20 protein-coding genes are annotated in these 23,067 nt (G+C 47.7%); 7 read left to right on the plus strand and 13 right to left on the minus strand.

Features of this window, described 5'->3' with window-relative positions:
* Positions 1 to 7: 7 nt before the first annotated feature.
* From AC50YG_RS17870 to AC50YG_RS17880, 3 genes are all read right to left on the minus strand, one after another.
* Positions 8 to 1,351: a DUF2252 domain-containing protein gene (locus AC50YG_RS17870; protein ID WP_494828282.1), complete on the minus strand. Its 1,344-nt coding sequence runs from the start codon at positions 1,349 to 1,351 to the stop codon at positions 8 to 10.
* Positions 1,352 to 1,394: 43 nt separating this feature from the next.
* The gene (locus tag AC50YG_RS17875; RefSeq protein ID WP_341279986.1) at positions 1,395 to 1,877 is read right to left on the minus strand and encodes a CcdC family protein; all 483 of its coding nucleotides are present in this window, start codon (positions 1,875 to 1,877) and stop codon (positions 1,395 to 1,397) included.
* Positions 1,878 to 2,453: 576 nt separating this feature from the next.
* Entirely contained in the window at positions 2,454 to 2,714 is a 261-nt protein-coding gene (locus AC50YG_RS17880) for a hypothetical protein (RefSeq protein ID WP_494828283.1), read from the minus strand.
* A gap of 123 nt (positions 2,715 to 2,837) precedes the next feature.
* Between AC50YG_RS17880 and AC50YG_RS17885 the strand changes: the two genes are divergently transcribed.
* Complete coding sequence (locus AC50YG_RS17885; protein WP_494828284.1) at positions 2,838 to 4,046, plus strand: hypothetical protein; 1,209 nt, start codon at positions 2,838 to 2,840, stop codon at positions 4,044 to 4,046.
* A 2-nt stretch (positions 4,047 to 4,048) separates the two neighbouring features.
* A complete protein-coding gene (locus AC50YG_RS17890; protein WP_494828285.1) occupies positions 4,049 to 4,741 on the plus strand; it encodes a hypothetical protein in 693 nt (230 codons plus the stop codon).
* 551 nt (positions 4,742 to 5,292) lie between these two features.
* Here AC50YG_RS17890 and AC50YG_RS17895 read toward each other — a convergent pair.
* The 3 genes from AC50YG_RS17895 to AC50YG_RS17905 form a co-directional block, all read right to left on the minus strand.
* Entirely contained in the window at positions 5,293 to 5,658 is a 366-nt protein-coding gene (locus AC50YG_RS17895; RefSeq protein WP_494828286.1) for a hypothetical protein, read from the minus strand.
* Complete coding sequence (locus AC50YG_RS17900; RefSeq protein WP_341279988.1) at positions 5,651 to 5,875, minus strand: hypothetical protein; 225 nt, start codon at positions 5,873 to 5,875, stop codon at positions 5,651 to 5,653. The genes AC50YG_RS17895 and AC50YG_RS17900 overlap by 8 nt, the downstream gene beginning before the upstream one ends.
* Before the next feature lie 567 nt (positions 5,876 to 6,442).
* Positions 6,443 to 7,540 (minus strand): hypothetical protein, encoded by a 1,098-nt coding sequence (locus AC50YG_RS17905; protein ID WP_494828287.1) that lies wholly within the window; start codon positions 7,538 to 7,540, stop codon positions 6,443 to 6,445.
* Positions 7,541 to 7,899: 359 nt separating this feature from the next.
* Between AC50YG_RS17905 and AC50YG_RS17910 the strand changes: the two genes are divergently transcribed.
* From AC50YG_RS17910 to AC50YG_RS17920, 3 genes are read left to right on the plus strand one after another with little or no spacing between them, the layout of a single operon-like run.
* Positions 7,900 to 8,358: a MarR family winged helix-turn-helix transcriptional regulator gene (locus AC50YG_RS17910; RefSeq protein WP_473757172.1), complete on the plus strand. Its 459-nt coding sequence runs from the start codon at positions 7,900 to 7,902 to the stop codon at positions 8,356 to 8,358.
* Positions 8,359 to 8,370: 12 nt separating this feature from the next.
* Positions 8,371 to 10,116: an ABC transporter ATP-binding protein gene (locus AC50YG_RS17915; RefSeq protein WP_494828288.1), complete on the plus strand. Its 1,746-nt coding sequence runs from the start codon at positions 8,371 to 8,373 to the stop codon at positions 10,114 to 10,116.
* On the plus strand, positions 10,109 to 11,965 hold the full coding sequence (locus AC50YG_RS17920) for an ABC transporter ATP-binding protein (RefSeq protein ID WP_494828289.1): 1,857 nt from the start codon (positions 10,109 to 10,111) through the stop codon (positions 11,963 to 11,965). The genes AC50YG_RS17915 and AC50YG_RS17920 overlap by 8 nt, the downstream gene beginning before the upstream one ends.
* 103 nt (positions 11,966 to 12,068) lie before the next feature.
* Here the strand turns inward: AC50YG_RS17920 and AC50YG_RS17925 are convergent, their stop codons facing one another.
* The 5 genes from AC50YG_RS17925 to cls form a co-directional block, all read right to left on the minus strand.
* Positions 12,069 to 13,655, minus strand: a complete 1,587-nt coding sequence (locus AC50YG_RS17925; RefSeq protein ID WP_494828291.1) for an ABC transporter permease family protein — start codon at positions 13,653 to 13,655, stop codon at positions 12,069 to 12,071.
* A gap of 264 nt (positions 13,656 to 13,919) precedes the next feature.
* Entirely contained in the window at positions 13,920 to 15,401 is a 1,482-nt protein-coding gene (locus AC50YG_RS17930; RefSeq protein ID WP_494828295.1) for a catalase, read from the minus strand.
* 235 nt (positions 15,402 to 15,636) lie between these two features.
* The gene (locus AC50YG_RS17935; RefSeq protein WP_341279995.1) at positions 15,637 to 16,488 is read right to left on the minus strand and encodes a winged helix-turn-helix transcriptional regulator; all 852 of its coding nucleotides are present in this window, start codon (positions 16,486 to 16,488) and stop codon (positions 15,637 to 15,639) included.
* Positions 16,470 to 16,859, minus strand: a complete 390-nt coding sequence (locus AC50YG_RS17940) for a Fur family transcriptional regulator (protein WP_341279996.1) — start codon at positions 16,857 to 16,859, stop codon at positions 16,470 to 16,472. The genes AC50YG_RS17935 and AC50YG_RS17940 overlap by 19 nt, the downstream gene beginning before the upstream one ends.
* A gap of 560 nt (positions 16,860 to 17,419) precedes the next feature.
* Positions 17,420 to 18,865, minus strand: coding sequence for a cardiolipin synthase (gene cls / locus AC50YG_RS17945; protein ID WP_473757183.1), 1,446 nt, complete (start codon positions 18,863 to 18,865; stop codon positions 17,420 to 17,422).
* 147 nt (positions 18,866 to 19,012) lie between these two features.
* Here cls and AC50YG_RS17950 point away from each other — a divergent pair, with 147 nt between their 5' ends.
* On the plus strand, positions 19,013 to 20,329 hold the full coding sequence (locus AC50YG_RS17950) for a deoxyguanosinetriphosphate triphosphohydrolase family protein (RefSeq protein ID WP_473757185.1): 1,317 nt from the start codon (positions 19,013 to 19,015) through the stop codon (positions 20,327 to 20,329).
* Positions 20,330 to 20,695: 366 nt separating this feature from the next.
* On the opposite strand, the gene AC50YG_RS17955 is transcribed toward AC50YG_RS17950, so the two are convergent.
* Positions 20,696 to 21,658, minus strand: coding sequence for a nucleoside hydrolase (locus AC50YG_RS17955; RefSeq protein ID WP_494828300.1), 963 nt, complete (start codon positions 21,656 to 21,658; stop codon positions 20,696 to 20,698).
* Between the two features lie 63 nt (positions 21,659 to 21,721).
* Between AC50YG_RS17955 and AC50YG_RS17960 the strand changes: the two genes are divergently transcribed.
* On the plus strand, positions 21,722 to 21,889 hold the full coding sequence (locus AC50YG_RS17960; protein ID WP_494828302.1) for a DUF1540 domain-containing protein: 168 nt from the start codon (positions 21,722 to 21,724) through the stop codon (positions 21,887 to 21,889).
* Positions 21,890 to 21,993: 104 nt separating this feature from the next.
* Here AC50YG_RS17960 and AC50YG_RS17965 read toward each other — a convergent pair whose 3' ends face one another.
* Positions 21,994 to 22,959 carry a M15 family metallopeptidase gene (locus AC50YG_RS17965; protein WP_494828304.1) on the minus strand — a complete coding sequence of 322 codons (966 nt, stop codon included), beginning with the start codon at positions 22,957 to 22,959 and terminating at the stop codon, positions 21,994 to 21,996.
* Between the last annotated feature and the right edge of the window lie 108 nt (positions 22,960 to 23,067).

The following is a 23,067-nucleotide window of genomic DNA, read 5'->3' on the forward strand; positions in this document are numbered from 1 at the left end:
TTTTTCGTTAATCCGTATTTGACTTATTGCCCAGCCAATCTACAAACAGCGCATAATCCTGCTCAACTTGATTTGCATAGGACATCGCCCACTCTGCGATGAAGCGGCTAAAGGACTCTTCGTCACTTCCCATCGCTTTGACGATTTCATGCTCGCTATGGTAGTCCAAAATGCCGTTTTGCACATCAGAATCCGCTCGCGCATGCAGCTTCGCGGTCAGTTTGCCCATCGTCTCTGTCACGATTTGCATATCCTCCGCCGTCTCCAGCGATTCAAGCTTGAGCCGCTTCTTGTAGGGAGAACGCTCCCGCACATAAAACTGTCTGCCGCCTATCGTCAGATGGCCGAGGTATGGATCAGCCTCATGGTGCATGGCCTGCTGGGTCATCGTCACGCGTTTGCCCTGATGCTCAAACGCTGTCCAGAACGACTCATCATAGGGCAGAAAATAAGCCGGAACCGCAATGCGCACCTCTTTCACTTCCAGCACAATATCATCCTCGTGCCCTAGCTCGCCGCTGCCCGCTTCAATCAGTACATAAAAACGGTCCAGCCCGATTGAGGCTGTTCCAGAGCCATGCTTTACGGCTATATCTTTAATCTGATAGTGAGCAGCCTCCTGCGCATCATCAGCATGCAGGCTTTCTATATATTGCGGCCAAGCCTCTATAAGCGCAGCGCGCTCTTTTTCCGTCGGAGCGACGATCTCATCCGTATGTGCGAACTTGCGATGCTCCTGTACAAGCGCCGTAACCTTTTCCAAAAAATGCTGTTCCTTGCGTTTGCGCAGCTTGCGAAGCAGCTTTCTCACCTTGCCGCTTGCTCGCTCCTCATCCATTATGAACGATGCCGGATCATCCTTGCCCTTGACGAACTTCCACATTTGTTTCGCATAGGCTCGCAAATAAGCCTCGATTTGATGCTTCTGGGCATCCTCCGACTCGCCTTTCATGCGGCATACAAGTGCTATGCTGACCGACATGCGCAGCAAATCATATAAATAGGAGCCCAAGTAGCCCTCGTCAAAATCATTCACATCATACACAAGCGCCCCTTGCTCATTGCGGAAGGCACCGAAATTTTCAAAATGCAAATCGCCCTGAATCCAGGTCGGACGCTCTGCCGGCGTGTGATAGGGAAACCACTCCCTCGTCACATCCATATAAAATAAATAGGCGCTGCCGCGAAAAAAGGAAAACGGGCTTAGCGACATTTTGCGGTATTTCTCCTCGCGCTTCTCCGTGCCGAGTCTCATGATTTTATGATCAAATTCATTAAGAACGGCCGTAATCGTCCGTTTCCGCAGCCTCTTTTGCGTAAGCTTTACACGTTCTGTCAATGCTCTATCCATGCCGGTTCCCCCTTAGATAGCTCTATTATTTATACGATTTCATCTATGAAGAAAGCTTGTACAATCTGAGATAATCATTGACCATTGCCAGACGCCACGGAATGATCATGCCGAAGGCCACGAGATAGAACAATGCCCCCGTCTGCGGAATCGACATATATTGCTCCACCACGCTATGCAGCGCCAATCGAATAATGAATAGGGTCAGCATGATGAAAATAAAAGCTTTGGAACGCCTGACATAAATATCGGCATTAATCCGCTCCAGCCTGGTCGATACGACCAGCGGAAAAGAAAAAATCAACAGGCCTGTCCCGAAGGCAGCTAAACCCCAGCCCCATGGAATATGAGTCATAGGCGCCAGGAACATCATAAAGCCGGTCGACATGCCGACTGGCGGGATAATGATTTTACGAAGGGTAGTCGGCTGCTTGCCTGCCCGGATACGCAAAAAGATGAGCATAAGCCCTGCGATAGCCGACATTATAATGAAGCCTACCTGAATCGTTTCAGTAGACAGCTGCACCGCCCTTTTCCCCCTTGCTCTTTAAAGAATACCTTTTCTTTCTTTATCCTACTTCAAAAGACAGGCCGCTGCAAATATTGTCTAAGCGCTTAGAACCGCTGGTTCTAGTGCTTTCTAATTGAAGCGGGCAGCACCTCAGATGTCATCCATTTATGAAGAAAGAGATAACTAAGCAACAGCAGTAGTGCGACAAACCGTCAAAAAAAGCAGAAGTCCGTAATTTGAGACTTCTGCTTTTAACTTTTATTACCCAACTAAAAACAAAATTTATCCAAAAATTGAAACATATTCTCTTTTTGTGCATCTAGTAGTATGAACTGCCTAATTGGGAGGGGTAGGTTTTATAGAGTTAGTCTGTACAAGCACATCAAGAGAAAAGTAAAAATCTAATTTCTAGCGTTGTTTAATGCCACCGGGAATTAAATCCTATGCTTCTTACTTTGTTTAGGTAAAGCAAAGCAGACAGCTTTGAGTCTACGGAAGTATGGTGCTTTATGAATAGCAAAATAAGAGCAGCTCACTTTGAATGGAGGTGCTCTCTTTATTTTCAGCTATCGCGCTTAGAGTTTTAATAAACTATTGTTTAATTTTGATCTTTCTTATAATTTTATCCAGTAATAGCCCGACTAAAAACCAAATAAAAGGTGTAGATAGGTAATATATAAAATTTGGAATATTGGCTTGTCGAACAGACGGATAAGATTCATAGATCCAAAGCATAGGGCTGATGAAAAATAACAGAATGTTTTTATCATCCAAACCTGAAATATTTATAACAATGCCTATTGTTGCAACTAGAGTAAGCCAGAATCGAAAAGTTTTAACGACCTTTCCCATCATGTAACCCCCCGAAAAATTCAATTATATTTATAAGGATAGCACACAATTCAATAACATCACAAATTATTATACGCACTTCCAATACGCTTTATGACGAATCAAAAAAAGGAGATTATTCGAATGAAAATAAAAAGAACGACGGTGACTGTAGTTGCCTCCATATTACTAGTATCTTCCATAGTTCCTGCAGTCATGGCGTTTGACAATAGTTCGCAAGAGTCGGATTCGTCGATTAAACCCAGCCTTGCTTCTATAAAGCGCTTTAACCATGTGGATAAGCTTGTATCCTTTGAAAGCAAGAACAGCATTCAAAGGAGCGCTACTCAGGAAGAAACTGATGCCGCATTGAAAAATCAAATAGCCTATTTGAAGTCATTAGACTCTGGTTCACTAATTGAGACCTTGGGTGAGCTGTCCTTATATGACGAGCAAAATTTTGAAAGGTATGCGGAAGTGATCTTGCCTGAGCTGAATAGAAAATGGGGTGGGACGGTTCCGAATGAAATTACAGAAATATTTGCCGATCAAAACTATTCACCAAAGTTCAGAGCATTTACTTTAGATGTTCTGGTAAACTCTGAACAACAATTAAGCTCTACAAATCTGGAGCATATCCAGAATGTTATTCAAGACAAATCCGAAGACGCGAATTTACGCAGTTTCGCCTTGAAAAATCTCAAACCTGAAAATATGATTCAAGCAAGTGCCTTCAAAACAGAACAATCCACGAATTTATTAATTATACTTCAGGATGAAAAAGAACCAATTGAAGTGAGAGCTGCGTCTGTTACGGCAATGCGAAGACTGAACGATCCTAATTTCCAAACCGCGCTCGATACACTGGCAAAAACGAAAACAAGTGAAAATGATCCTCTACTCCGTACGTTGTTTACTAGCGCGGCCCATGCAGGCAAATTAGATAATTATATTGAATTGGTTCAAGAAGTATTGAATCAGAGCACAGACCAAGAATTGTATGAAAGTGCAGTTTACTCCGTTGGAGTCGAGGGCGGAGAAGATGCTATACGACTAGTCATGCAAAATGCAGGGAAATTCAGCGGAACAGGTGAGGATATTGTCCGCTACGCTCTATTGACGAATTCCAACGATATCCTTTCCTTATTAGATAGCAAAGAGAATCAAGATGTTATCGTAGCTATTAAAGCGGCAGAAATGATTTATTTTGGCGAAGCCTATGAAAAAATCAAGGGAATTCATGCTTCTTCTACAAACCCGGAAGTGATTAATGCAGCCAAACATGCCTTGGAGAATATTGATCCTAATGATCTAATTGATCCTTACAAAAGCGGTAAATGGGGAGGAAACTAACTATGTCTAAGATAGCCACAATCAACAAAAAATTTATTTTCGCCTTCTTCTCGTTATTTCTCCTGTTGGGTGCAGGGTTGGGTGGAAATAGTGTCCATGCTCAAAATGGTGGAGATGCTGCTTATCGAAATGGTGGATGGCTTACTTTTGGAAATAACCATGCGGGTCTATACTATGGAACAATTAACAGTACACACTATGTTTACGAAATTCAGGGCTATGGTACAGGTTCAATTAAACTCAGCACATTGAGCACCTTTGAAGCTGGAGAAAGCTTTTATGGATATTTTACAAACCCTTCAATTACGGCAACCAAAAGGACTCAAATTCTAGCTACTGCGGCAGCAATGAAGAATAATACAGATATAGGATACACCGCAGGTGCACAAATGACTTATTATGATAATTCATCAAGTGGATACGTTGATGTTTCCAATATTGGTAATATCCGATGTGATGGGTTGGTAGAATATGCGTATGAATGGAATGATCTATGGGTTTGGGGAAAAGCAAATCCGAACACAAGCGCCGGTACACCCACTAATTTTGACATATCTCAAAAACAAAATGTAGCGGATCATGCAAATCTGGGATTTGATGATCCATGGTTTGAGGTTAGCCCCAGAGTGCAAAGAGGGGCTGCCGATGTGAGTAATCCTACCAAGTGGACTCAGTTAAGACCGAGGACTTCATAATATAATATTGAGTGCTGCTCCACTCCCTTCCAATGGCCGCTTTGCTAACCTTGTTAACTCGTATTTATGAGTTAACAAGGTTTTTCTTTGTCCATAAAGTCATAATTTTACATAAAAATAGAATATTTAAAAATTCGGTTTGTATACCTTTGATTTTAAAAATACAAACATTTCGAGGGAATATTAGAGAAAACGGAAATGTCCGCCTAGAATATCAACTTCTAGAGCGCGTGCTGCGGGAATGCGATACTCTGTTTGTTAAGTCAAACAATCGTTCTGGCCGGAACAAGAGAGAAATTAAATAAGAATGGCAATGGCTAATCGACGCGAAGATTCATGTCATTGTGATCTACATTCCTATTCTGTATACGCGGAAGTATCAGGAGCTGGAGGGGAACAGACAACTCATTATGGATTTGGTGCTTCAACTATTAAGCCAGCTTACTGCAGAAAAATGCAGGGGCATCAAAAAAGCATAGGCTGATGGAATTTCTGTTGTGATTCAGTATATAGCTAAAGCGCTCGACATGGAAGGGGAGGCCCTATCGAATCTATTCCTCTGATCCACTGGCTACGCTCTGATTCAGTAGATTCTCACTTCTATGTTCCCCAGTCAATTGATCCGTTTGACTGGCTATAAACCTTACATTTGCAAAACGAAAATTATCTTTTGCAATCTCTTCCTCGCGAAGCTTACCAGCAAAAGGAGAGATATCCTTAAATATAAATTTATGAATATCACACAAATGAACTCGATTAAACTTCCCCTTTAGAGGCCTTAATTGAAGTAGCCTTAATCGATCCAAGGTTACCATTCTTTCAAAGGCATCTAAATTTCTCTGCTCTGTAAAACCAGGTAAGTTTATTCGAACATCACTATCAGGATAACAATAAATCGAATTGCTTTGCTCATACATTTTTCGCAATTTCCATGGCAAGAGCTAGAAATTCATTGTTTTTCACTTCACCGTTAACCCTTCTCATGAGTAGCTGTTCTTCTCTAGTAGTCAGAAACATGCCTTCAATTGCAAGTGACGCTTTAGCATTAAGCAGTGCATTAAGCTTTTTTTCATGAGTATTTCTTCTCACAACCAACACCCGCTTTTTGTAGCGATTTACTACATATATATTCACTTAGCTTGTCCACCTTTCCTGAGACAAATACTCTTTATATGTAATTATAACAAAAAATCGATTCAATAGTGATAAGTGATTAGGAGCCAAATCTCCCACCCAACATTCAGTTGCCATTCAGGCAACCGAAAAATTGAAGGCTTGTTCGATCCTGAAATCGTGGCTGGCCTGCCTGCCATTGCAAGCATTGCCGCAGGACATGATTTCTCTCTGGCGCTTGATGAACAATGAAAATTATGGGCATAGGGCGTCAACAACAGTCAGGCGCCATGAATTGATGCAGTTGATTATAACTCAACGCCTAAACTGACGAGCTTGACTAATCAACGCGCACTTGTTCAACTGGTGCGCGTTAATTCAATTCAATGATACCAATCGCTTAGTCTACCGAATTCAAAATGGCATGATTGAATTTTATGCTTTTCGCACACATTATGGGGATAAATAACGCTTTAACAAACAATAGAAAAAGCTATCCCTGAGGCCGTTCGAAAACGGCTGAGGGGATAGCTTTTTTAATACCCTGCCTTCTATTCAATACTAGCACTAGGCAGTATTTATACGAATTTAGTTATAGTAATTTACGGTAGGCGCAGGCTCGATTCCATTTGCATAATAGTAATTCAAACTACTAACAAAATCGATGACCTTGTTCGTATTCAAATCATAAACCAATATATTTGGATTGCCGATTGAATCTAAAAAGCCAAATCTTCTTGGTGTCGTTAGCCCTTTTGTATCCGTAAAGGACGAGAAATATTGCGTTGGAGGACCTGAAGCGAAGGTCGAATAGTGATACGTGAACAAGGTATCCTCCTTCAATACAATAAGTACAGCATTATTGGAGCTTGCATAAGTAGACTGATAGTTTACAGCCGTCGTAATATAATTCACCCGTGCATCCGAAATGCTATGCGTGCGTGAATTATAGCCGCCTCCATAAGAGAAGTAATACACTCTCTCCCAATCCAGCTGCGGATTGCTATTCGCTGCATCTGATGTATTTGCAATCAATTTATTGTTGAGATATAAATCATTATTCGAATACTTCCATACTACCGATTGCAGAAGAGTTGAAATTTGAGTATAAGATAGGGCACCACTTGGAGCGGAAACATTGGACTGGACATTATACGATGCCCCTACTGTACCTGTGGAAGTAACTAATAGTCCAAAGTCGCCTGCCGGCACATTATTAGCAGCCGACAGATTGCCGCTTGTATTGCCAATGCCCGTCGGATAAGCGGTTCCCGTGCTCCAATCAATTTGATACAGATCTACACGATAGCTGGCATTGGTAGATTCCGTCCGAAAAATAATGCTGCGTGCCGTAGCCACACTGAAGAAATAAAAATTTTGCGGGTTGCTTGCCGTTAATGAGCTGCTATGGAACAGAAGATCGCCTTCCACATTATAATTCAATCGGCTTGCTGCATTGGCCGGCTTAGGCTTTTGCAAAAGCTCTGACGGACTAAGCGCTAGACCGCTTTCCCAATCCGTTTGTATACTTTCGACTTCCCCAATCACCTCAGGGTCTACTTGAACAGTAGGCAGCAGCCCTGAATGATTAGAAGGGACGGCTTCAGCTGAAATAGGAAGAGCCATTACGAAGAACAGCAGAAGCACTAAAAAAGGCGTAGTCACGTATTTTCTTTTCAATGTCATGGATGATACCTCCAGCATCTTTATTATTTTTTTCTCCAAAAAAAACATGCATCATACGACCATAACTGATTATTCCCCACTAAAAAATGGACTCCTCCCCTGTCTGCTTATTAGGTTAAATCAATTATGTTATAAAAAAAGAAAATAATGTTAATCTCAACTTATACTTTAATCCACTTTTCACTAACAATCAATACAATTTTATACAAAAATACCTTTTCTATCGGTATGATAGATGCATAGAATAGCAGCACTACACGCTGGATAAAGCTTGACGGCGGTTCCAGCCTCGTTTTAGAATATAGTTAGTCGACAAACTAATTTTAGGCTTACATGCTCAAATAGAGAGGGGTGCCGCTATGCCATTTCGCAGAGGGCCTGATCATATTACTCGGATTTTCCGCCATTTAACTCGCCAGCATCAGAAGCAGCTGCATGCTCAGCTCCAGGATTATGATCTTTATCCGGGACAGCCGCCGCTTATGTTCGCCTTGGAGCGCGGACCGGGAAGGAGCCAGAACGAGCTGGCACAGGAGCTTGAAATTAAAGCGGCAACGCTGACCGTGATGCTGAACCGGATGGAGAAGAATGGAATTGTCCGTCGGGAAGCCGATCAACGCGATCAGCGCGTGTCGCGAATTTTTATGACCGACAAAGGAAAAGCGATGCTTGGCAAGCTGCGGGAGACGCTTCACCTGCTGGAGGAGCAGTCTCTGCAAGGCTTCAACGAGGAAGAAAAACAAATCCTCAAAGGGATGCTGCACCGAATTGGCGATAATTTAAACGCGATGAACCCTACCGAGGGTAATCAGAATTAGAGGAAGTGGACGATGATCAAGCTTGCGCGATATTTAAAACCGCACTGGATAGCTGTATTGCTCGCCCCGCTGCTGATGGTTTTGGAAGTATGCATGGACCTGCTCCAGCCTAAGCTGATGGCGAGTATTGTCGATGAAGGCATCATAAAAGGCGATTTAAGCCATATCAAAATAACAGGCTTATATATGCTTGCAGCCGCATTGGTCGGCCTAATTGGAGGGGTTGGCTGCACGGTATACTCCAGCATCGCATCGCAGAAATTCGGAGCCGATCTGCGCGGTGATTTGTTCCGCAAGGTACAGACCTTTTCCTTCCGCAACCTAGATGAGCTAAAGACTGGATCATTGATTACGCGGCTTACGAGCGATATTGTCCAGCTCCAGACGATGGTGCAAATGCTGCTGCGTATTTTTGTCAGGTCGCCGATGCTGGCCATTGGCAGCATTATTATGACGATTGCGATTAGCCCGAAGCTGGCGCTCATTCTCGCCATTGTCGTTCCGCTGCTGTTCATCGTCATGTTTGCCCTTATTCGCTCTACACTTCCGCTGTTTGCAAGCATGCAGTCGAAGCTGGATGCGGTAAACACGGTGCTTCAAGAAAATTTCACCGGCATTCGGGTCGCCAAAGCATTTGTGCGCTCCAACTATGAAAACGAACGGTTTGGCCGTGCCAATCGCGATTATACAGGTTCGGCTATTAAGGCGATGCAATTGGTTGCCATTAATATGCCGATTCTCACTTTTATTTTGAATGCGGCGATTGCTGCCGTGCTCTGGTATGGCGGTCTTGATGTGCAAAAAGGCTCGCTGCCTGTAGGCGATTTAATTGCTTTCATCAATTATGTGACACAGGTCATGATGTCGCTGTCGATGATCGGCATGATGCTCGTCCGCTTCTCGACAGCAAAGGTATCTGCACAGCGCGTGCAGGAGGTGCTGAACACGTCATCGGAAATTCGTTCAGCCGAATCGCCCGCCCAACATAACAGCGCGGTGGGAGAAATCGCATTCGAGCATGTTTCATTCGCTTACGCGGGTGCATCTGCGTCTGAAAGGGCGTATGAGCTGCGCGACATTAGCTTTACGGCGAAGCCGGGACAGAAGCTCGCACTGATTGGCGCAACCGGAGCTGGCAAGTCTACGCTGGTCAATCTGATTCCACGGCTGTACGAAGCTACGCAAGGTCGCGTGTTTCTGGACGGCATTGATGTCCGCGACATGGAGCTGAGCAGCCTGCGCAGCCATATTGGCATCGTGCTGCAGGAGTCGATTTTGTTCACGGGCACGATTCGTGAAAATATTTGCTTCGGCAAGCCAGAGGCCACCGAAGACGAAATGCTTGCCGCCGCCAGAGCTGCGGCAGCCCATGATTTTATTACCCGCCTTCCCGAAGGCTATGACACGCAGCTTGGCCAGCGCGGGGTCAATTTGTCTGGCGGGCAGAAGCAGCGGCTTTCGATCGCTCGCGCGCTGCTCCTCCAGCCGTCAGTGCTTATTCTCGATGACAGCACAAGCGCCATCGACATGGGGACGGAGGCGCAGATCCAGGCTGCACTGAGGCAGCTGATGCATGGACGAACCAGCATTATGATCGCGCAGCGCATCTCCTCCGTCATCGATGCTGATCACATTATCGTACTGGATGAGGGGCAAATTGCCGCACAGGGCACCCATGATGAGCTGCTTCGCTCCTCTGGGCTTTACCAAGAAATTTACCAGTCGCAGGCTGGCAAGGAGGCTACCGTTCATGGCTGATCTAAAGCATAGCTCCACTAGCGAGCGTCCGCCAACGCCAGCAGCAGCGCCTGCTCTGCCAAGCCTCGGAATGCGCGGTGGTCCTCCGGGCATTTCAACTGCAAAAGCCAAACCCAAAAATACGTTTCAGACGCTGCGCCGAATTTGGAACTACTTGAGCCGCTACCGGGCAACGCTAATGAGCGTGCTGTTTGCAACGATAGGCGCAACGCTGCTGTCGCTCGCCGCGCCGTATCTCATCGGCCACGCCATCGACCAATACATCATTCCGCGCAGCTATGACGGACTGCTGTCGCTATGCTTCCTGCTGCTTGCCGTATATGCGGGCAGCTCCGTGTTGACCTGGCTCCAGCAGAAGCTGGTGGTGAGCGCATCCCAGAATACGGTGCTGGACATGCGCCGCGACCTGTTCGGACGATTGCAGCTGCTGCCGCTTCGCTTCTTCGACGGCAAGACGAACGGGGAACTAATGAGCCGAACCACGAACGATATCGAAAATGTCTCCAGCACGCTCAGCCAAAGCGTCACGCAGCTGTTATCCAGCGTCATCATGCTTGCCGGCTCGCTGGCCATTATGCTGTCGCTCAATGTGTGGCTGACTCTGCTCAGCATGGTTACGATTCCGCTCGTGCTGCTGTTCACCAAGAAGGTGGCGGGCTTCACCCGCCGCTTCTTCTCCAAGCAGCAGCAGCATTTAGGCGAGTTGAACGGCTTTATCGAGGAAACGGTAGCCGGGCAAAAGGTCGTTCAAGTGTACCGCCGCGAGCAGCAGGCCGCGGAGCAATTCGATAAAATGAACAGCGAGCTTACGAATGCGAGCATTCAAGCGCAAATTTATTCGGGAACCATCGGACCGTTCATGAACGTGATGAACAATCTCAGCTTTGCGCTTATTGCCGCCGTTGGCGGCTTTATGGTGCTGAATGACTGGACGACAGTCGGCATCATCGTCAGCTTCCTGAATTACTCGAAGCAATTTCAACGTCCGCTCAACGAGCTGGCAAATCAGTTTAATTTGCTGCAATCTGCCGTGGCGAGCGCCGAGCGCGTGTTTGAGCTGATTGATACCGATACGGAATACGAAGGTGACGGCACCAAGCAGCTTGAAGCATGCACCGGCCATGTCCGCTTTGACGACGTATCATTCGGCTATCGTGAAGGGCATCCGATCTTAAGCCATGTATCGCTGGAAGCCATGCCTGGACAAATGATTGCTCTCGTTGGTCCAACCGGGGCCGGCAAAACAACGATCATTAATTTGCTAACGCGCTTTTATGATATTGACCATGGGACAATCACAATCGATGATGCCAATATTCGCGAGCTGGACCGCAACAGCCTGCGCCGCCAGCTTGGCATCGTGCTTCAGGACGCTTATGTATTCTCCGATACAGTGCGCGAGAACCTGCGCTACGGGCGGCTTGACGCCACTGACGCGGAAATCGAGCAGGCAGCGCGGCTGGCGAACGCCCACAGCTTTATCAGCAAGCTGCCGCAGGGCTATGACACGCCTCTCACCGCTGGTGGCGGCAACCTCAGCCAAGGGCAGCGGCAGCTGCTTACCATCGCCCGCGCCGTGCTTGCCGATCCGTCCATCCTCATACTGGATGAGGCAACAAGCAGTATTGATACGCGGACAGAAATGCATATTCAAGCTGCCATGCGCAAGCTGATGGAAGGGCGCACCAGCTTTGTGATCGCCCACCGTCTCAGCACCATTCGCCAGGCCGATCAAATTCTTGTCATTGCGGACGGCGGCATCAAAGAACGAGGGACGCATGACGAGCTGTTAGAACAGCAGGGCTTCTACTATGACCTGTATATGAGCCAGTTCCAGCGCAGCGGCTAGAGCTGCAAGCGAGGGCAAAGAAGGCGAGCGGAGATCACTCCGCTCGCCTTTGCTTTATTTTCAGCATGGTCTGTCTATTTGATAAAATCGTTCAAAGCTTCTTCTACTTTTTCAATCCGCCTGACAAAATAAGCAGCAGCTGCCGTTTGGGAAGGAACATATGCGCAGCCACATATAGGATCAATGGCGGCAGGGCAATCCAATAGCCATACCGCCCCCCAATTGTCCTCATGACCGCCTCTCCTGATTGACTGAGTATCTCCGCACTTCTTGTCATTTGCATAAACATCATTACAGGCGACCGATGCGTATCTGTAATGTACAGATAGGAAGGCACGAAGTTGCCGTAATTCAGCGCCGTTTGGAGCAGCAGCATGCCGCCTGCAGCAGACAGCAGCGTGAAAAGGGACAGCTTGGCTTCCAGCCGCAGCACAGCGGCAACCGCCCAAACTGCCGCTGCCGAGAAGCTGGTAACTGTTATAACGGCAAACAAAGTATTCAACATCCCCATCTCTCGAATGGTCATATAACTGGATATTTTAAATGGTTGAATGGTTAACAAAGTAATGATTGAAAGGGCAATAGAAGCTGACCACACGATTATTTTTTGCTTGGATCTAAAGGCCCCAGCCATCGCCATTGCAATAACGACCGCCGGAATCGCTCCTGCCAGCGAAATGAGAAAATATAATAAAATGGAAGTGCCAAAAGACGGCCATCCCCGCTCAGGCAATGGCTCAAACGAACCGCCTTCCACCCAATATGGAAGAAAATACATGACTGAAAATAGAGCAAAAACAGCTACTGCTGTAATAGCGCGACTCACATAACTACCCGCCGCCTCATGCCTTTGTTCCCCGCGAAAAGTCGCCTTATACAGCAGTCTCAGCGGGATGAACAAAACGAGCAAGGACACCGCCGACAGCAGCATTTGCAGCACATTGACGGCAGCGCTGGAACTGAAGTTGGCCTGCATCAATCCTGATCTTAATATATACGTATCCAGCACATCCATCGTTGGCATAGTTATCGGATTCGACAATAGATAAGTCATGGAAAATAGACCGCTACCTATTAAAGCAAGCGATGAGAGTGCAAATAAGCCCGCCCCTTTAATAGGGAGCCAAGCATCCCTGCCACTCCGACTTTCACTAGCAGCATAGATGATAGCGATAGGTATACCCATATACTTCAAAGCGCTGAGCAGCGGATGCAAGAAGCTCATCACGGATTCCTGTAAAAAAGGCTCGCTGCCGAGCACATACATCCACCAATGGCTATAAACACTGACAGGCAACAAAACAATTAATGCGCCTAGCATAACTGCTCCCTGACGCAGCTTGGAAGGTAGGGCAAGCAGCGCATATCCCGCTAGAACCGCAAGCACAAATACGAAGCCCGCAAACTTGAAGTTAAAGGAAATTGTGTTGCTTATGACATGCATAAACTCAGATGATTCCATTAAAGCTTGGAAATGCTGGAACCCCACCCAAGCCGAGTCCATCATGCCAGCAAACGGTTTATAAGCCTTCAAGCTAAATATAATTTCCTTCCCAAAGCCGACCAATGCCATCAATAAACCGATACACAAAACAATCAAGGATACTAACGTATAAACCTTTGATCCTGTAGTCTCGCTAGCATTTTTTGCAGGAACTGCATGCTCGGAATATTGGTTTTCAGTACTCATCGCTGTTCACATCCAGTTTTTATTTTATCCGTCAATTCCGAAACAATATTACCCATAATGCGCAATTATTACAACCATTTTATAAGGATTATGAAAATAAGCGTGCCAAGCTCCACTCCTGTTAGTCGGAAGGGCCAAATATCATGCAAACAGGCGGGCCCCCCACTTTCCGGAGGACACCGCCTGTTTGTGCTGCCTATTTTCTACCGTTTCATTCTTCGTTAACCTATAAAAGCATCTCTTCCCGCCGTACTTTGGCTCCGCTTAACGCTGTGGCATATGCTTGCGAATATCTACGCCAAGCCCTTCGGACAGTCTCATCCCAAGCTCCACGTTGGCGCGGAAAAAGTTGCAAATGGCACGCAGCTGAATATCCGCATTCGTCTGTCCCAAATCATTAACCAAATTTTTCACCAAATTGTCCTGCTGTGGCCCCGTAAGGGAAAGATAGCGCTCGCCTGCCTGCGTGAAATCATCGGTTTTATCGATTTTTTGGCGACCGGCAAAGCCGTGAACAGGCACAGTATGGTCAGCGTGACCCCGCTCGGCTTCCTGCGGACTTGTGCTTGAGCTGTTCGGCTCATAATTGACGCTGGAGGAATCGGCTTTCATCGTCATCGCTCCGTCGCGCTGGTGATTACGGGCAGGCGCATACGGACAGTTGACCGGAATGTGCAAATAGTTCGCACCCAAACGGTAGCGCTGTGTATCCGGATAGGAAAATAAGCGGCCTTGCAGCAATTTATCCTCCGACGGCTCAATGCCTGGCACCAAGGCGCTCGGCGAGAACGCCGACTGCTCTACCTCGGCAAAATAATTTTCCGGGTTGCGATCCAGTGTCATCGTACCGACTTTATGCAGCGGGTACATATCCTCTGGCCACGTCTTGGTTGGATCGAGCGGGTCAAAGGAGTAACGCTCCATATGCTCAGGAGGCAGCAATTGCACATGCAAATCCCATTCCGGGAAGTCTCCTTTTTCGATGGCATCATATAAATCCCTTGTCGCATGATTAAAATCACGCCCCTGCATCTCCGACGCTTCCTCAGCGGTGAAATTGCGCACACCCTGCTTCGATTTCCAGTGGTATTTCACATACGTCATCTTGCCCTCGGCATTTTGCCACTTGAACGCATGCACGCCAAAGCCATCCATTTCACGGTAGGTCGCAGGGGTGCCATCATCGGAAAACAGCCACGTCAGCATATGCGTCGATTCTGGCGACAGCGTCATAAAATCCCAATAGCGGCCGGGCTCCTGCACATTCGTCTGGGGCGATGGCTTCAGGGAATGCACCATATCGGGAAACTTCATCGCATCACGAATGAAGAACACCGGAAGATGGTTGCCCACAATGTCCATATTGCCCTCTTGCGTATAAAATTTCACCGCAAAGCCGCGCGGATCACGCGCCGTCTCAGGAGAACCTGTTCCATGAATAACGGTGGAAAAACGGACAAATACCGGCGTCTCCACTCCCGCCTGCTGTAAGAAATGAGCTTTCGTATGAGCAGCCATGCTGTTCTCTACACGGAATACGCCATGTGCGCCTGCGCCTCTGGCATGAACAACCCGCTCTGGAATCCGCTCGCGGTCAAAATGCGCCAGCTTCTCCAGCAGATGATAGTCCTCCAGCAGCGTCGGGCCGCGCTGTCCGGCTGTGCGCGAATTTTGGTTATCGGCAACAGGTGCGCCTTGATTGGTCGTCATGTAGTTCGCATTCAATTGGGGATTCGTATTAGTCATCGTTTTTACCTCCGAGTTGAATTTAGACTTGGTCTAAATATTTACCCTTATTATAGCGAGGCCAAACGATGCCTGTCATGAATATTGGATGAACGTATGATGAAGGTTGGATGAACACGCCGCAACAAAGCAGGCCTCACCATAAGACACCCATACATCCAAACCTGACAAGAAAGCCATAAAAAAGACCACAGAAGGCCGTTAGAGCCATTAGTGGTCTTATCATTAGGTATCATTAGGAGGTTACAGCTTCATCCGCCAGCCGGTAGCCTGCGCCACGCACCGTCACAATATATTTCGGCGCTACTGCGCTGTCCTTCAGCTTTTTGCGGAGCGACTTAATGTGCACATCGACGACATTGCTGCCGCCGAGAAACTGACTGCCCCAGACCGAATCGAACATCGTCTCCCGCGAGAGCACGGAGCCGTCGGACGTAATAAACATAAGCAGCAGATCGTATTCGGTCTTCGTCAGATCGATGCGCTGCTCACCGCGGAATACGGCCATTCTTTTCAGATCGACCGTCAAATCCTTGTAGTGGTAGCCGGATACGACGACGGGGCTCGACTGCGGTTGCTGGTCCATCATGCGGTTGATCTGGTTAACGGCCTCCTGCGGTGCAGCCGGCCATTCAATCATAGCTGCGGCATCTGGCAGCAGATGGCGGATCACGCCTGCCGGTGCGCCCGCTAGGAACAAAATCGGCACTCCTTTAAGATGCGCCGTATGCTGCAAAGCAGCCTGCAGCGCTTCTACCGCATCCGTATGTCCTTGTACATACGGCGTCGCATCATAGATCAGCAGCTCGGGCTGCAAGCTGTGCACGAACGCTTTATTCAAATCATGCAGCGTAAATAAATCAAAGCAATCTGCCGCAAGCAGCTGCAGAAGACTATGCACCCGCTGCGGGAACGGGCTGACAACCATAACCCGCTTCGTCATGGAGCAGACCGCTCCTTCCGGCAGAATGCCCTCGCCAAGCTGCTCCGTAAAATCCGGCTCAAAGCTGTCCTGACGTGGCCGGGCGAGCTTTTTCCCATTTAAAGCTGTCTGTTTGTCCTGATTCGTTACGACTGGCTCGCGCATGACTCGCAAACCCCCTCTAACACAATATGTGAATGGTGAATAATGAATCTGGTTTCCTCCGCAACTCGGCGAGTCCACTCCTGCGGCACCTCAATCATTACTTCTTCAATACGCCCACATTTGCTGCACATGACATGCTGGTGCTCTTCCGTACGCCCGTCGTAGCGGCTAACCGCCTCACCAAGTTTGAGCTCGCGGATAACCCCCGCATCGGTTAAATAACGAAGCGAATTGTAAACCGTCCCGTAAGCAAAGTTGAAGCCTTTGCCCCGCAAACGCTCAATGATATCAGCGGCTGCCGGATGGTCGTGAGATTGCTGGATAACGTCCAAAATCGCCTTGCGCTGGACCGTTAAATTTAGCTTTGCCATAAGGCCTTCATTCCTTCAATTTTTGATTTAGACTAAGTATAATTCCGTTGTCAAAATCGGTCAACCCCAACCCTATGCCCTAATGGCCCATTGCCAAAAGCAAGCCAAATCCAAATACCCAGGACTTTGTAATCATTTTGCGAAAAATGAGGAATTGTAATATTCTGAATATTTACAAATTTCAAATAATAAGATATGATGTATCTATCCTAAACGAGAGGGGATAGCCCGTTGGAGTAGCGTAAGCGAAGCATGTCTCCCATTTAAGTGGAAAGGAGATTGCAAGGATCATCCGGACATGTGGGAACTCACCATAAGGAACAAGCAAGAATGCTGCACCGTCACTCAATCTAATAATACAAGTAATACAAGCAATACTTAACTTTGATAGTTTGGTTTTCAATAAAAGTTCATTCGGTTGTGGCAAGCGCAATAATGAATGGAAGTTGTAAATGGAAATGCGAACTTTGGAATGGAGCGTTTAATAAATTGAATAGAAGTGAGTCTGAAAGTTAAAGGGATTCCGGTTATCATCGATAAGCGGAATCCCTTTATGCTGTCTACAGAATTGGTGAGAGCAGCCGGCTAATCGACTCCTTGAAGCGTTCAAACAGCGGACGTTTTGCAAACTCGTCTTTCTGGAGCTTGATGCTATTTTCAATATCTGCCTCGAAAATCTGCTTTAATTGTCCCGCGGTACTTTCCTCATAAATAAAAGCGTTCATTTCAAAATTCAGCTTAAAGCTGCGAATATCAATATTCGCTGTTCCCACCGAAGCAATCTTCCCATCGATGACAATCGTTTTGGCATGCAGGAAGCCTTTTTCATACAAATAGCATTCAATGCCGCCTGCCAGCAGCTCGGCAATATAGGCACGGGTCGCCCAATAAACAAAGAAATGGTCGCGTTTTTTCGGAAGCATTACCTGTACCTTTACACCGGATTGGACGGCAATTTTCAGGGCGGTCATTAAGCTTTCGTCTGGCACAAAATAAGGGGTTTGCAGGCAAATCGATCGTTTCGCCGAATAAATCATTTTAATATAAGCATCTTTAATTTGCTGAGCCTCGGAATCTGGGCCGCTGGCTACAACCTGCATCCCAATGCCGCCGCCTTCTTTGACCACTGGAAAATAGCTGCGATTCAGCTCCACCGTTCCGGAGGACGCGAGATTCCAATCCATGAGAAACTGCGCCTGCATTTGATGCACGGCATGTCCATTCACCCGCAAATGCGTATCCCGCCACTCGCCGAAATGCTTGTCCAAACCCAAATATTCGTCTCCCACATTAAATCCGCCAATATAGCCGGTCATGCCGTCAATGATGGCCAGCTTGCGATGATTGCGATAGTTCAGCTTTAAATTTACATAAGGAATGCGCGAGGGGAAAAAGGCTTGCGCCTTGCCGCCCGCTTCCCGCAGCTTGTTGAAAAACGACCGTGGAAGCCCCGAGCTTCCGATGTGGTCATAGAGAAATTTGACCTCTACCCCTTGCTGCGCTTTAGCTACCAATGCTCTGAGCAGCCTGTTGCCCAGCACATCATTACGCACAATGTAATACACCAGATGAATATGATGCTCTGCGGAGGCAATATCAGCAATTAACGCATCGAATTTCTCGTTGCCTTCGGTATAGATGCGAATGGCGTTATTTTGCGAGAACAACGCATAGCTGCTGACCAAATTCATAAAAATCATATCCCGGTACTCATTCGTCTCGGCATCATGAAAGACGGTGTGGCGATCCTGAAGCTGAAGCTTCTGGCGCTCCACGGTATCTTCAATGATGCGCTGGCTGTCTCCAAGCAGCTTGAACAGCTTGCGTTTGCGTAATTGCTGGCCGAGAATCAAATATAGAATAAAACCGAATACAGGTATGAAAGATAATACCATGATCCAAGCCCAGGTAGAGCTGACGTTGCGTCTCTCCAAGAAGACAAGGGCGAAAGCGAGCAATATATTCAGCAAAGTGAAGATGAAATAAAAGTCTTGAAACATAGTCATCGCTAAAGCTCCCCCGTTATGCCATTTATAACATGCACATTTTTTTATAATTAATCAAATCATACTCTATGGGCGGTATATGTTCAAACTTGAAAGTATGCTACAATTTTTCAAAAGAACTGCTGGAGCGGCATGGGAGGAACAACTATGGACTTACGAAAGCTACGATTGGACGAACCTGCGCTGGGAACTTTCAGTGAAGAACGTGACGAGTATGAACGGGATTATGCGCGCTTGATTCAATCCCCCGCTTTTCGCAGGCTGCAGGGAAAATCACAGGTGTTCGGCGCTGGTTCCGGCGACTATTACCGCACGCGGCTAACGCACTCACTTGAAGTTTCACAAATTGCCCGCGAGGTTGCACGGAGACTGGGCAAGCAATATGCCTTTTTAGCTAAAAAAGAACATCCCGGCCTGATGCTCGATCCTGCCGTCGTTGAAATTGCGGCGCTCGCCCATGATCTTGGCCATCCGCCATTTGGCCATAAAGGCGAAGAGGTGCTCGATCACCTGCTTCAGGAAGAGCATGGCATGACCTATGAGGGAAATGCGCAAAACTTCCGCATCCTCATGTTTCTGGAGAAGCGCGCCGGCAGCGGCAGCGGGCTTGATCTGACTGCAGCCGTGCTGCTGGCTACAAATAAATATCCCTATTCGCTGGATGAGCCTGGTCGGCTTAAAGGGCTGTACAGCTCCGAATGGGCAGATATTGAGCAGCTGCGCGATTCGTGGAAAATGCCCAAGGGCCGCTCCACGCTAGAAGCGCAGCTCATGGATTTATGCGACGATATCGCCTATTCCACGCATGATATCGAGGATGGCATCCGCGCAGGCAAAATCCAGATGAATCGCACGTTTTTTGAAGACCAGCGCCTGATCGACCATCTGGTACAGGAAATTGTCGAGGACCAGGGCAATATGGAGGTCGGCTGGCATCAGGTCGATATTCCCGCGATGGTGAAGAAGGTGCTCGCCGCTTATTTAGAGCAATGGGAAGAGCTGTATGGGCTGTACGATCAGGAAACGTCGCGCACACGCAGGGAGATGAAGGCGCGCTGGGTCAGCGTTTTTGCCGGAAAGGTCGGCATTATTGACTCCTCTACACCAGGCTGGAAGAAGGTTACCTTCGTCAAGGATGGACAGCAGGATCTAGAGCTGCTCCGGACGATGGAAATTCTCAAGAAGCTGGCGTGGGTGACGCTGATTAAAGATTTCCGCGTCCAGCGTCTGCAGAAACGCAGCGAAATTATGATTCGCAGACTGTGGGAGAGCTTCCGCATTCCTGAGAATGGGCGGCTGATCATTCCGCCAGACTGGATTGCCAACTATGAGCAGCACAAGCAGAATTGGACTTGGCCACGCTTCGTCGCTGACTATATTTCCGGTATGACCGACGCTTATGCGGAGAAGGTTTACGCCGAGCTTTATGCCAGCAAATCTGGCTCGATCTATGAAATGGACTAGCGGTGATTTAAAGCGTCGTTCTAGTGCTTTTGGTGAAAAGAGGCTGCGCTGCATGAAAAGGTTGACTTCCGATCGCCATTGCCCTTGAATGTCTTTGAATAAGCCACCACAGGTGGACATTCAAGGGCAAAAGCGAACGCTGACGCTTCTACAGTCCAACCTTTCCATTCCGCTCCGCCTTTTTCACCGTCCTTCTAGAAAAGACATTTTAAATATACTGCTTAAGTATGGTACTTAAGCACAAAAAGAGATGAAGCGCGTCAGCTTCATCTCTTCCTTTTTTTCCATAATGAATCGGAAGCCTCTGTGTAATAATAACCCTCACAGGAAGGCTTTGAAACGCCACAGTTACTAATGCTAAATTACTTAAGCCGGATTAAGCTCAGCGCTGCAGGCCAGCTCCGTTATATAGTCGAAGAAACGCTCCGGCTCCACATCGTACACAAGGCTGACCGGACGGCCATCCATCGCTTCAATGGTGCGCCCTTGGCTGGCGCCATGAGCAATCGCCTTGCTGTGCACCGTCTTCATTGAGACGAGGCTTGTATCGCCCACCGTAGCTGTCGTTAGAACATCCCATAGATAATACGTCGAATTCGTCTCCATATAAACAAGCGGCGGACAGGCTGCATAACATTGTCCGACAAAATCCATGCCCTCATGACGGCGCAGCGATGCCCAGCGATTGCGGATTGGCACCGTCAGCGGCACTTTATTGGTGCTTTCCAAAGCAACGAGGAAAATAGGAATTTCGCTTGCCCATACCCGCTCGACCGCTTCCGGGTCCCAGAACGCATTCCATTCGGCAGTACCATCATGCTCCGGCTCCTGAACATTGCCTTTCTCATTGAACGTTCCGCCCATCCAGACAAGCTTCTCGATCTTCGCTTCTATATCTGGCGCTTCATCTAATGCGCGGGCTAAATCGGTGAGCGGTCCCGTGAACAGCAGCGTTGTTTTCTCATCCGAGGCACGAATGGCCTCAATCATGTGATGATGCGCTGGAAGCTCCGCTTCGCGCGTCTTGATCTGCTCCGGCTCGTTTAAGATCGGCAGCGCGTCGACGAAAAACGTATGCATCCGCCATTCCGCAGGGAACGGATTGCGTCCGCGGGAATTGGATCTCGCAACCTCGACACTTGCCGAGGCATCGCCACGTCCAAAACGGTCGATGATTTTACGGCTTGCTTTCATGCCAGGCTCCAAATAGCCATCAGCCGGGATGACCGATACGCCGACCAGCTCCACCTCTTTCATTTGCAATACAAGAAATAAAGAAACGAGATCATCTACTCCCGCATCATGATTGTAATAAAGTCTAGTTCCCATCCGCATCCATTCCCTTCACTTGTATAAAATGATTCTTAATTTGTCCATCCTAAAGCTGAGGAGGTGAGCTGTCAATGGCAAAGGACATATTGTGCTTTCGTCAATTCCTGCAAGTTCTGGATCGCAGGCAACCACTGTGGAGCCGCTTCGATTTTTGTAGCAAGCAATCACGGCAAACGGGCATCCGTTTCTACGGAAACAGACTGCCGCACGTTCGAATCAAAGATCTAGTTATCGTTCAGAAGCAGATAGCAAAGCGGCAGTATGATCATAAAAAAGCAGCGTTTGCCCATCTGAGTTCATTCCCAGACTGGGTAAACGCTGCGCTTCCGCTATTAGTTGCTTACTGGAATGGCGTTGTAATACTCCTCCAACGTCTCGTCGTTATCCGTCAGTTCCTTCGCCAGCGCCTTGCCTACATAACGAAGATGCCAAGGCTCATATTTGTAGCCGGTAATTTTATCTTTGCCTTCGGGATAACGGATAATAAAGCCATATTCATAGGCATGCTTGCCAAGCCATACCGCTTCATCCGTACCGCCAAAGCAGCTTTCGGCTGCACATTTGCCGTCGCTTCCGGATACGTCAATCGCAAGCCCAGTCTGATGCTCGCTCGTTCCTGGGATCGCGCTGTACGTTCTAGCTTTCTCCAGTCCATCTCTTTTCACATAACGGTCGAACAGCGACTTTTGGGTCGCCTGTGATCGGTAGGCCGACACACCCGCTAAATAAATTTTATCCTTCTTCGCTCCTGCGAACAGCTCTTCCAAAGCATCCGCCGCTACTTTCCGCATTTTGCGCTTATCGATTTTCTCGCTGAAAATAAATGCCACATCCGGATATACCAGCTCCGAAGGCTCATAGTCATCCGGGAGCTTGTTTTGCTTATTCACTAGCGCCGTAACGCTCTCCGGCTCCGCGACAACAGCTAAGCCCTCATCCAAGTCCGAGGACGAGCTGCCGCTGGACGGCTTTGCTGTTGCCTTCGGCGTTGCTGTCGGCTCTGGGGTCGGCTTCACAGTCGGCGACGCTGTAGGAGCAGGCGTGGCCGCTTGCGTTTCTTCGGCTGTTGGTGTTTCCTCCGCCGTGGCCTCCGGTGTGGGACTGTCCTCAATCGGCGACAGGGACGGCGAAGCGTCCACCTCGTCAGTTGCCTCTACTGTCGGTGAAACAGCTGCTGTATTACCAGAACCAGGCGCCTCAGCTGCCGTTTTATCAAACTTCACAACTACTATAATAGCCATCGCAATTAAGCATAAGGAAAATAAAATAACGACCGCTCTTCTGCGTTTTCTCTTCATGATGCACTCCTTAAATGGTTTAATTAACAGGAAAAAGGTGTAATAAACCATTGACCTGTTCTTTTTATACTATACCTAATAGACTTCGATCTGTCTTAAAAGGTTGCC

The sequence above is a fragment of the Paenibacillus sp. J31R34 genome (assembly GCF_059383715.1).

What these genes read in the sequence shown, in the direction of transcription:
- AC50YG_RS17905 (WP_494828287.1), bottom strand. Translation starts at nt 7,540, where the DNA reads ATGACATTGAAAAGAAAATACGTGACTACGCCTTTTTTAGTGCTTCTG.
- AC50YG_RS17890 (WP_494828285.1), top strand. Translation starts at nt 4,049, where the DNA reads ATGTCTAAGATAGCCACAATCAACAAAAAATTTATTTTCGCCTTCTTC.
- AC50YG_RS17895 (WP_494828286.1), bottom strand. Translation starts at nt 5,658, where the DNA reads ATGTATGAGCAAAGCAATTCGATTTATTGTTATCCTGATAGTGATGTT.
- AC50YG_RS17915 (WP_494828288.1), top strand. Translation starts at nt 8,371, where the DNA reads ATGATCAAGCTTGCGCGATATTTAAAACCGCACTGGATAGCTGTATTG.
- AC50YG_RS17870 (WP_494828282.1), bottom strand. Translation starts at nt 1,351, where the DNA reads ATGGATAGAGCATTGACAGAACGTGTAAAGCTTACGCAAAAGAGGCTG.
- AC50YG_RS17935 (WP_341279995.1), bottom strand. Translation starts at nt 16,488, where the DNA reads ATGCGCGAGCCAGTCGTAACGAATCAGGACAAACAGACAGCTTTAAAT.
- AC50YG_RS17880 (WP_494828283.1), bottom strand. Translation starts at nt 2,714, where the DNA reads ATGGGAAAGGTCGTTAAAACTTTTCGATTCTGGCTTACTCTAGTTGCA.
- AC50YG_RS17925 (WP_494828291.1), bottom strand. Translation starts at nt 13,655, where the DNA reads ATGAGTACTGAAAACCAATATTCCGAGCATGCAGTTCCTGCAAAAAAT.
- AC50YG_RS17950 (WP_473757185.1), top strand. Translation starts at nt 19,013, where the DNA reads ATGGACTTACGAAAGCTACGATTGGACGAACCTGCGCTGGGAACTTTC.
- AC50YG_RS17965 (WP_494828304.1), bottom strand. Translation starts at nt 22,959, where the DNA reads ATGAAGAGAAAACGCAGAAGAGCGGTCGTTATTTTATTTTCCTTATGC.
- cls (WP_473757183.1), bottom strand. Translation starts at nt 18,865, where the DNA reads ATGACTATGTTTCAAGACTTTTATTTCATCTTCACTTTGCTGAATATA.
- AC50YG_RS17910 (WP_473757172.1), top strand. Translation starts at nt 7,900, where the DNA reads ATGCCATTTCGCAGAGGGCCTGATCATATTACTCGGATTTTCCGCCAT.
- AC50YG_RS17920 (WP_494828289.1), top strand. Translation starts at nt 10,109, where the DNA reads ATGGCTGATCTAAAGCATAGCTCCACTAGCGAGCGTCCGCCAACGCCA.
- AC50YG_RS17940 (WP_341279996.1), bottom strand. Translation starts at nt 16,859, where the DNA reads ATGGCAAAGCTAAATTTAACGGTCCAGCGCAAGGCGATTTTGGACGTT.
- AC50YG_RS17930 (WP_494828295.1), bottom strand. Translation starts at nt 15,401, where the DNA reads ATGACTAATACGAATCCCCAATTGAATGCGAACTACATGACGACCAAT.
- AC50YG_RS17955 (WP_494828300.1), bottom strand. Translation starts at nt 21,658, where the DNA reads ATGGGAACTAGACTTTATTACAATCATGATGCGGGAGTAGATGATCTC.
- AC50YG_RS17885 (WP_494828284.1), top strand. Translation starts at nt 2,838, where the DNA reads ATGAAAATAAAAAGAACGACGGTGACTGTAGTTGCCTCCATATTACTA.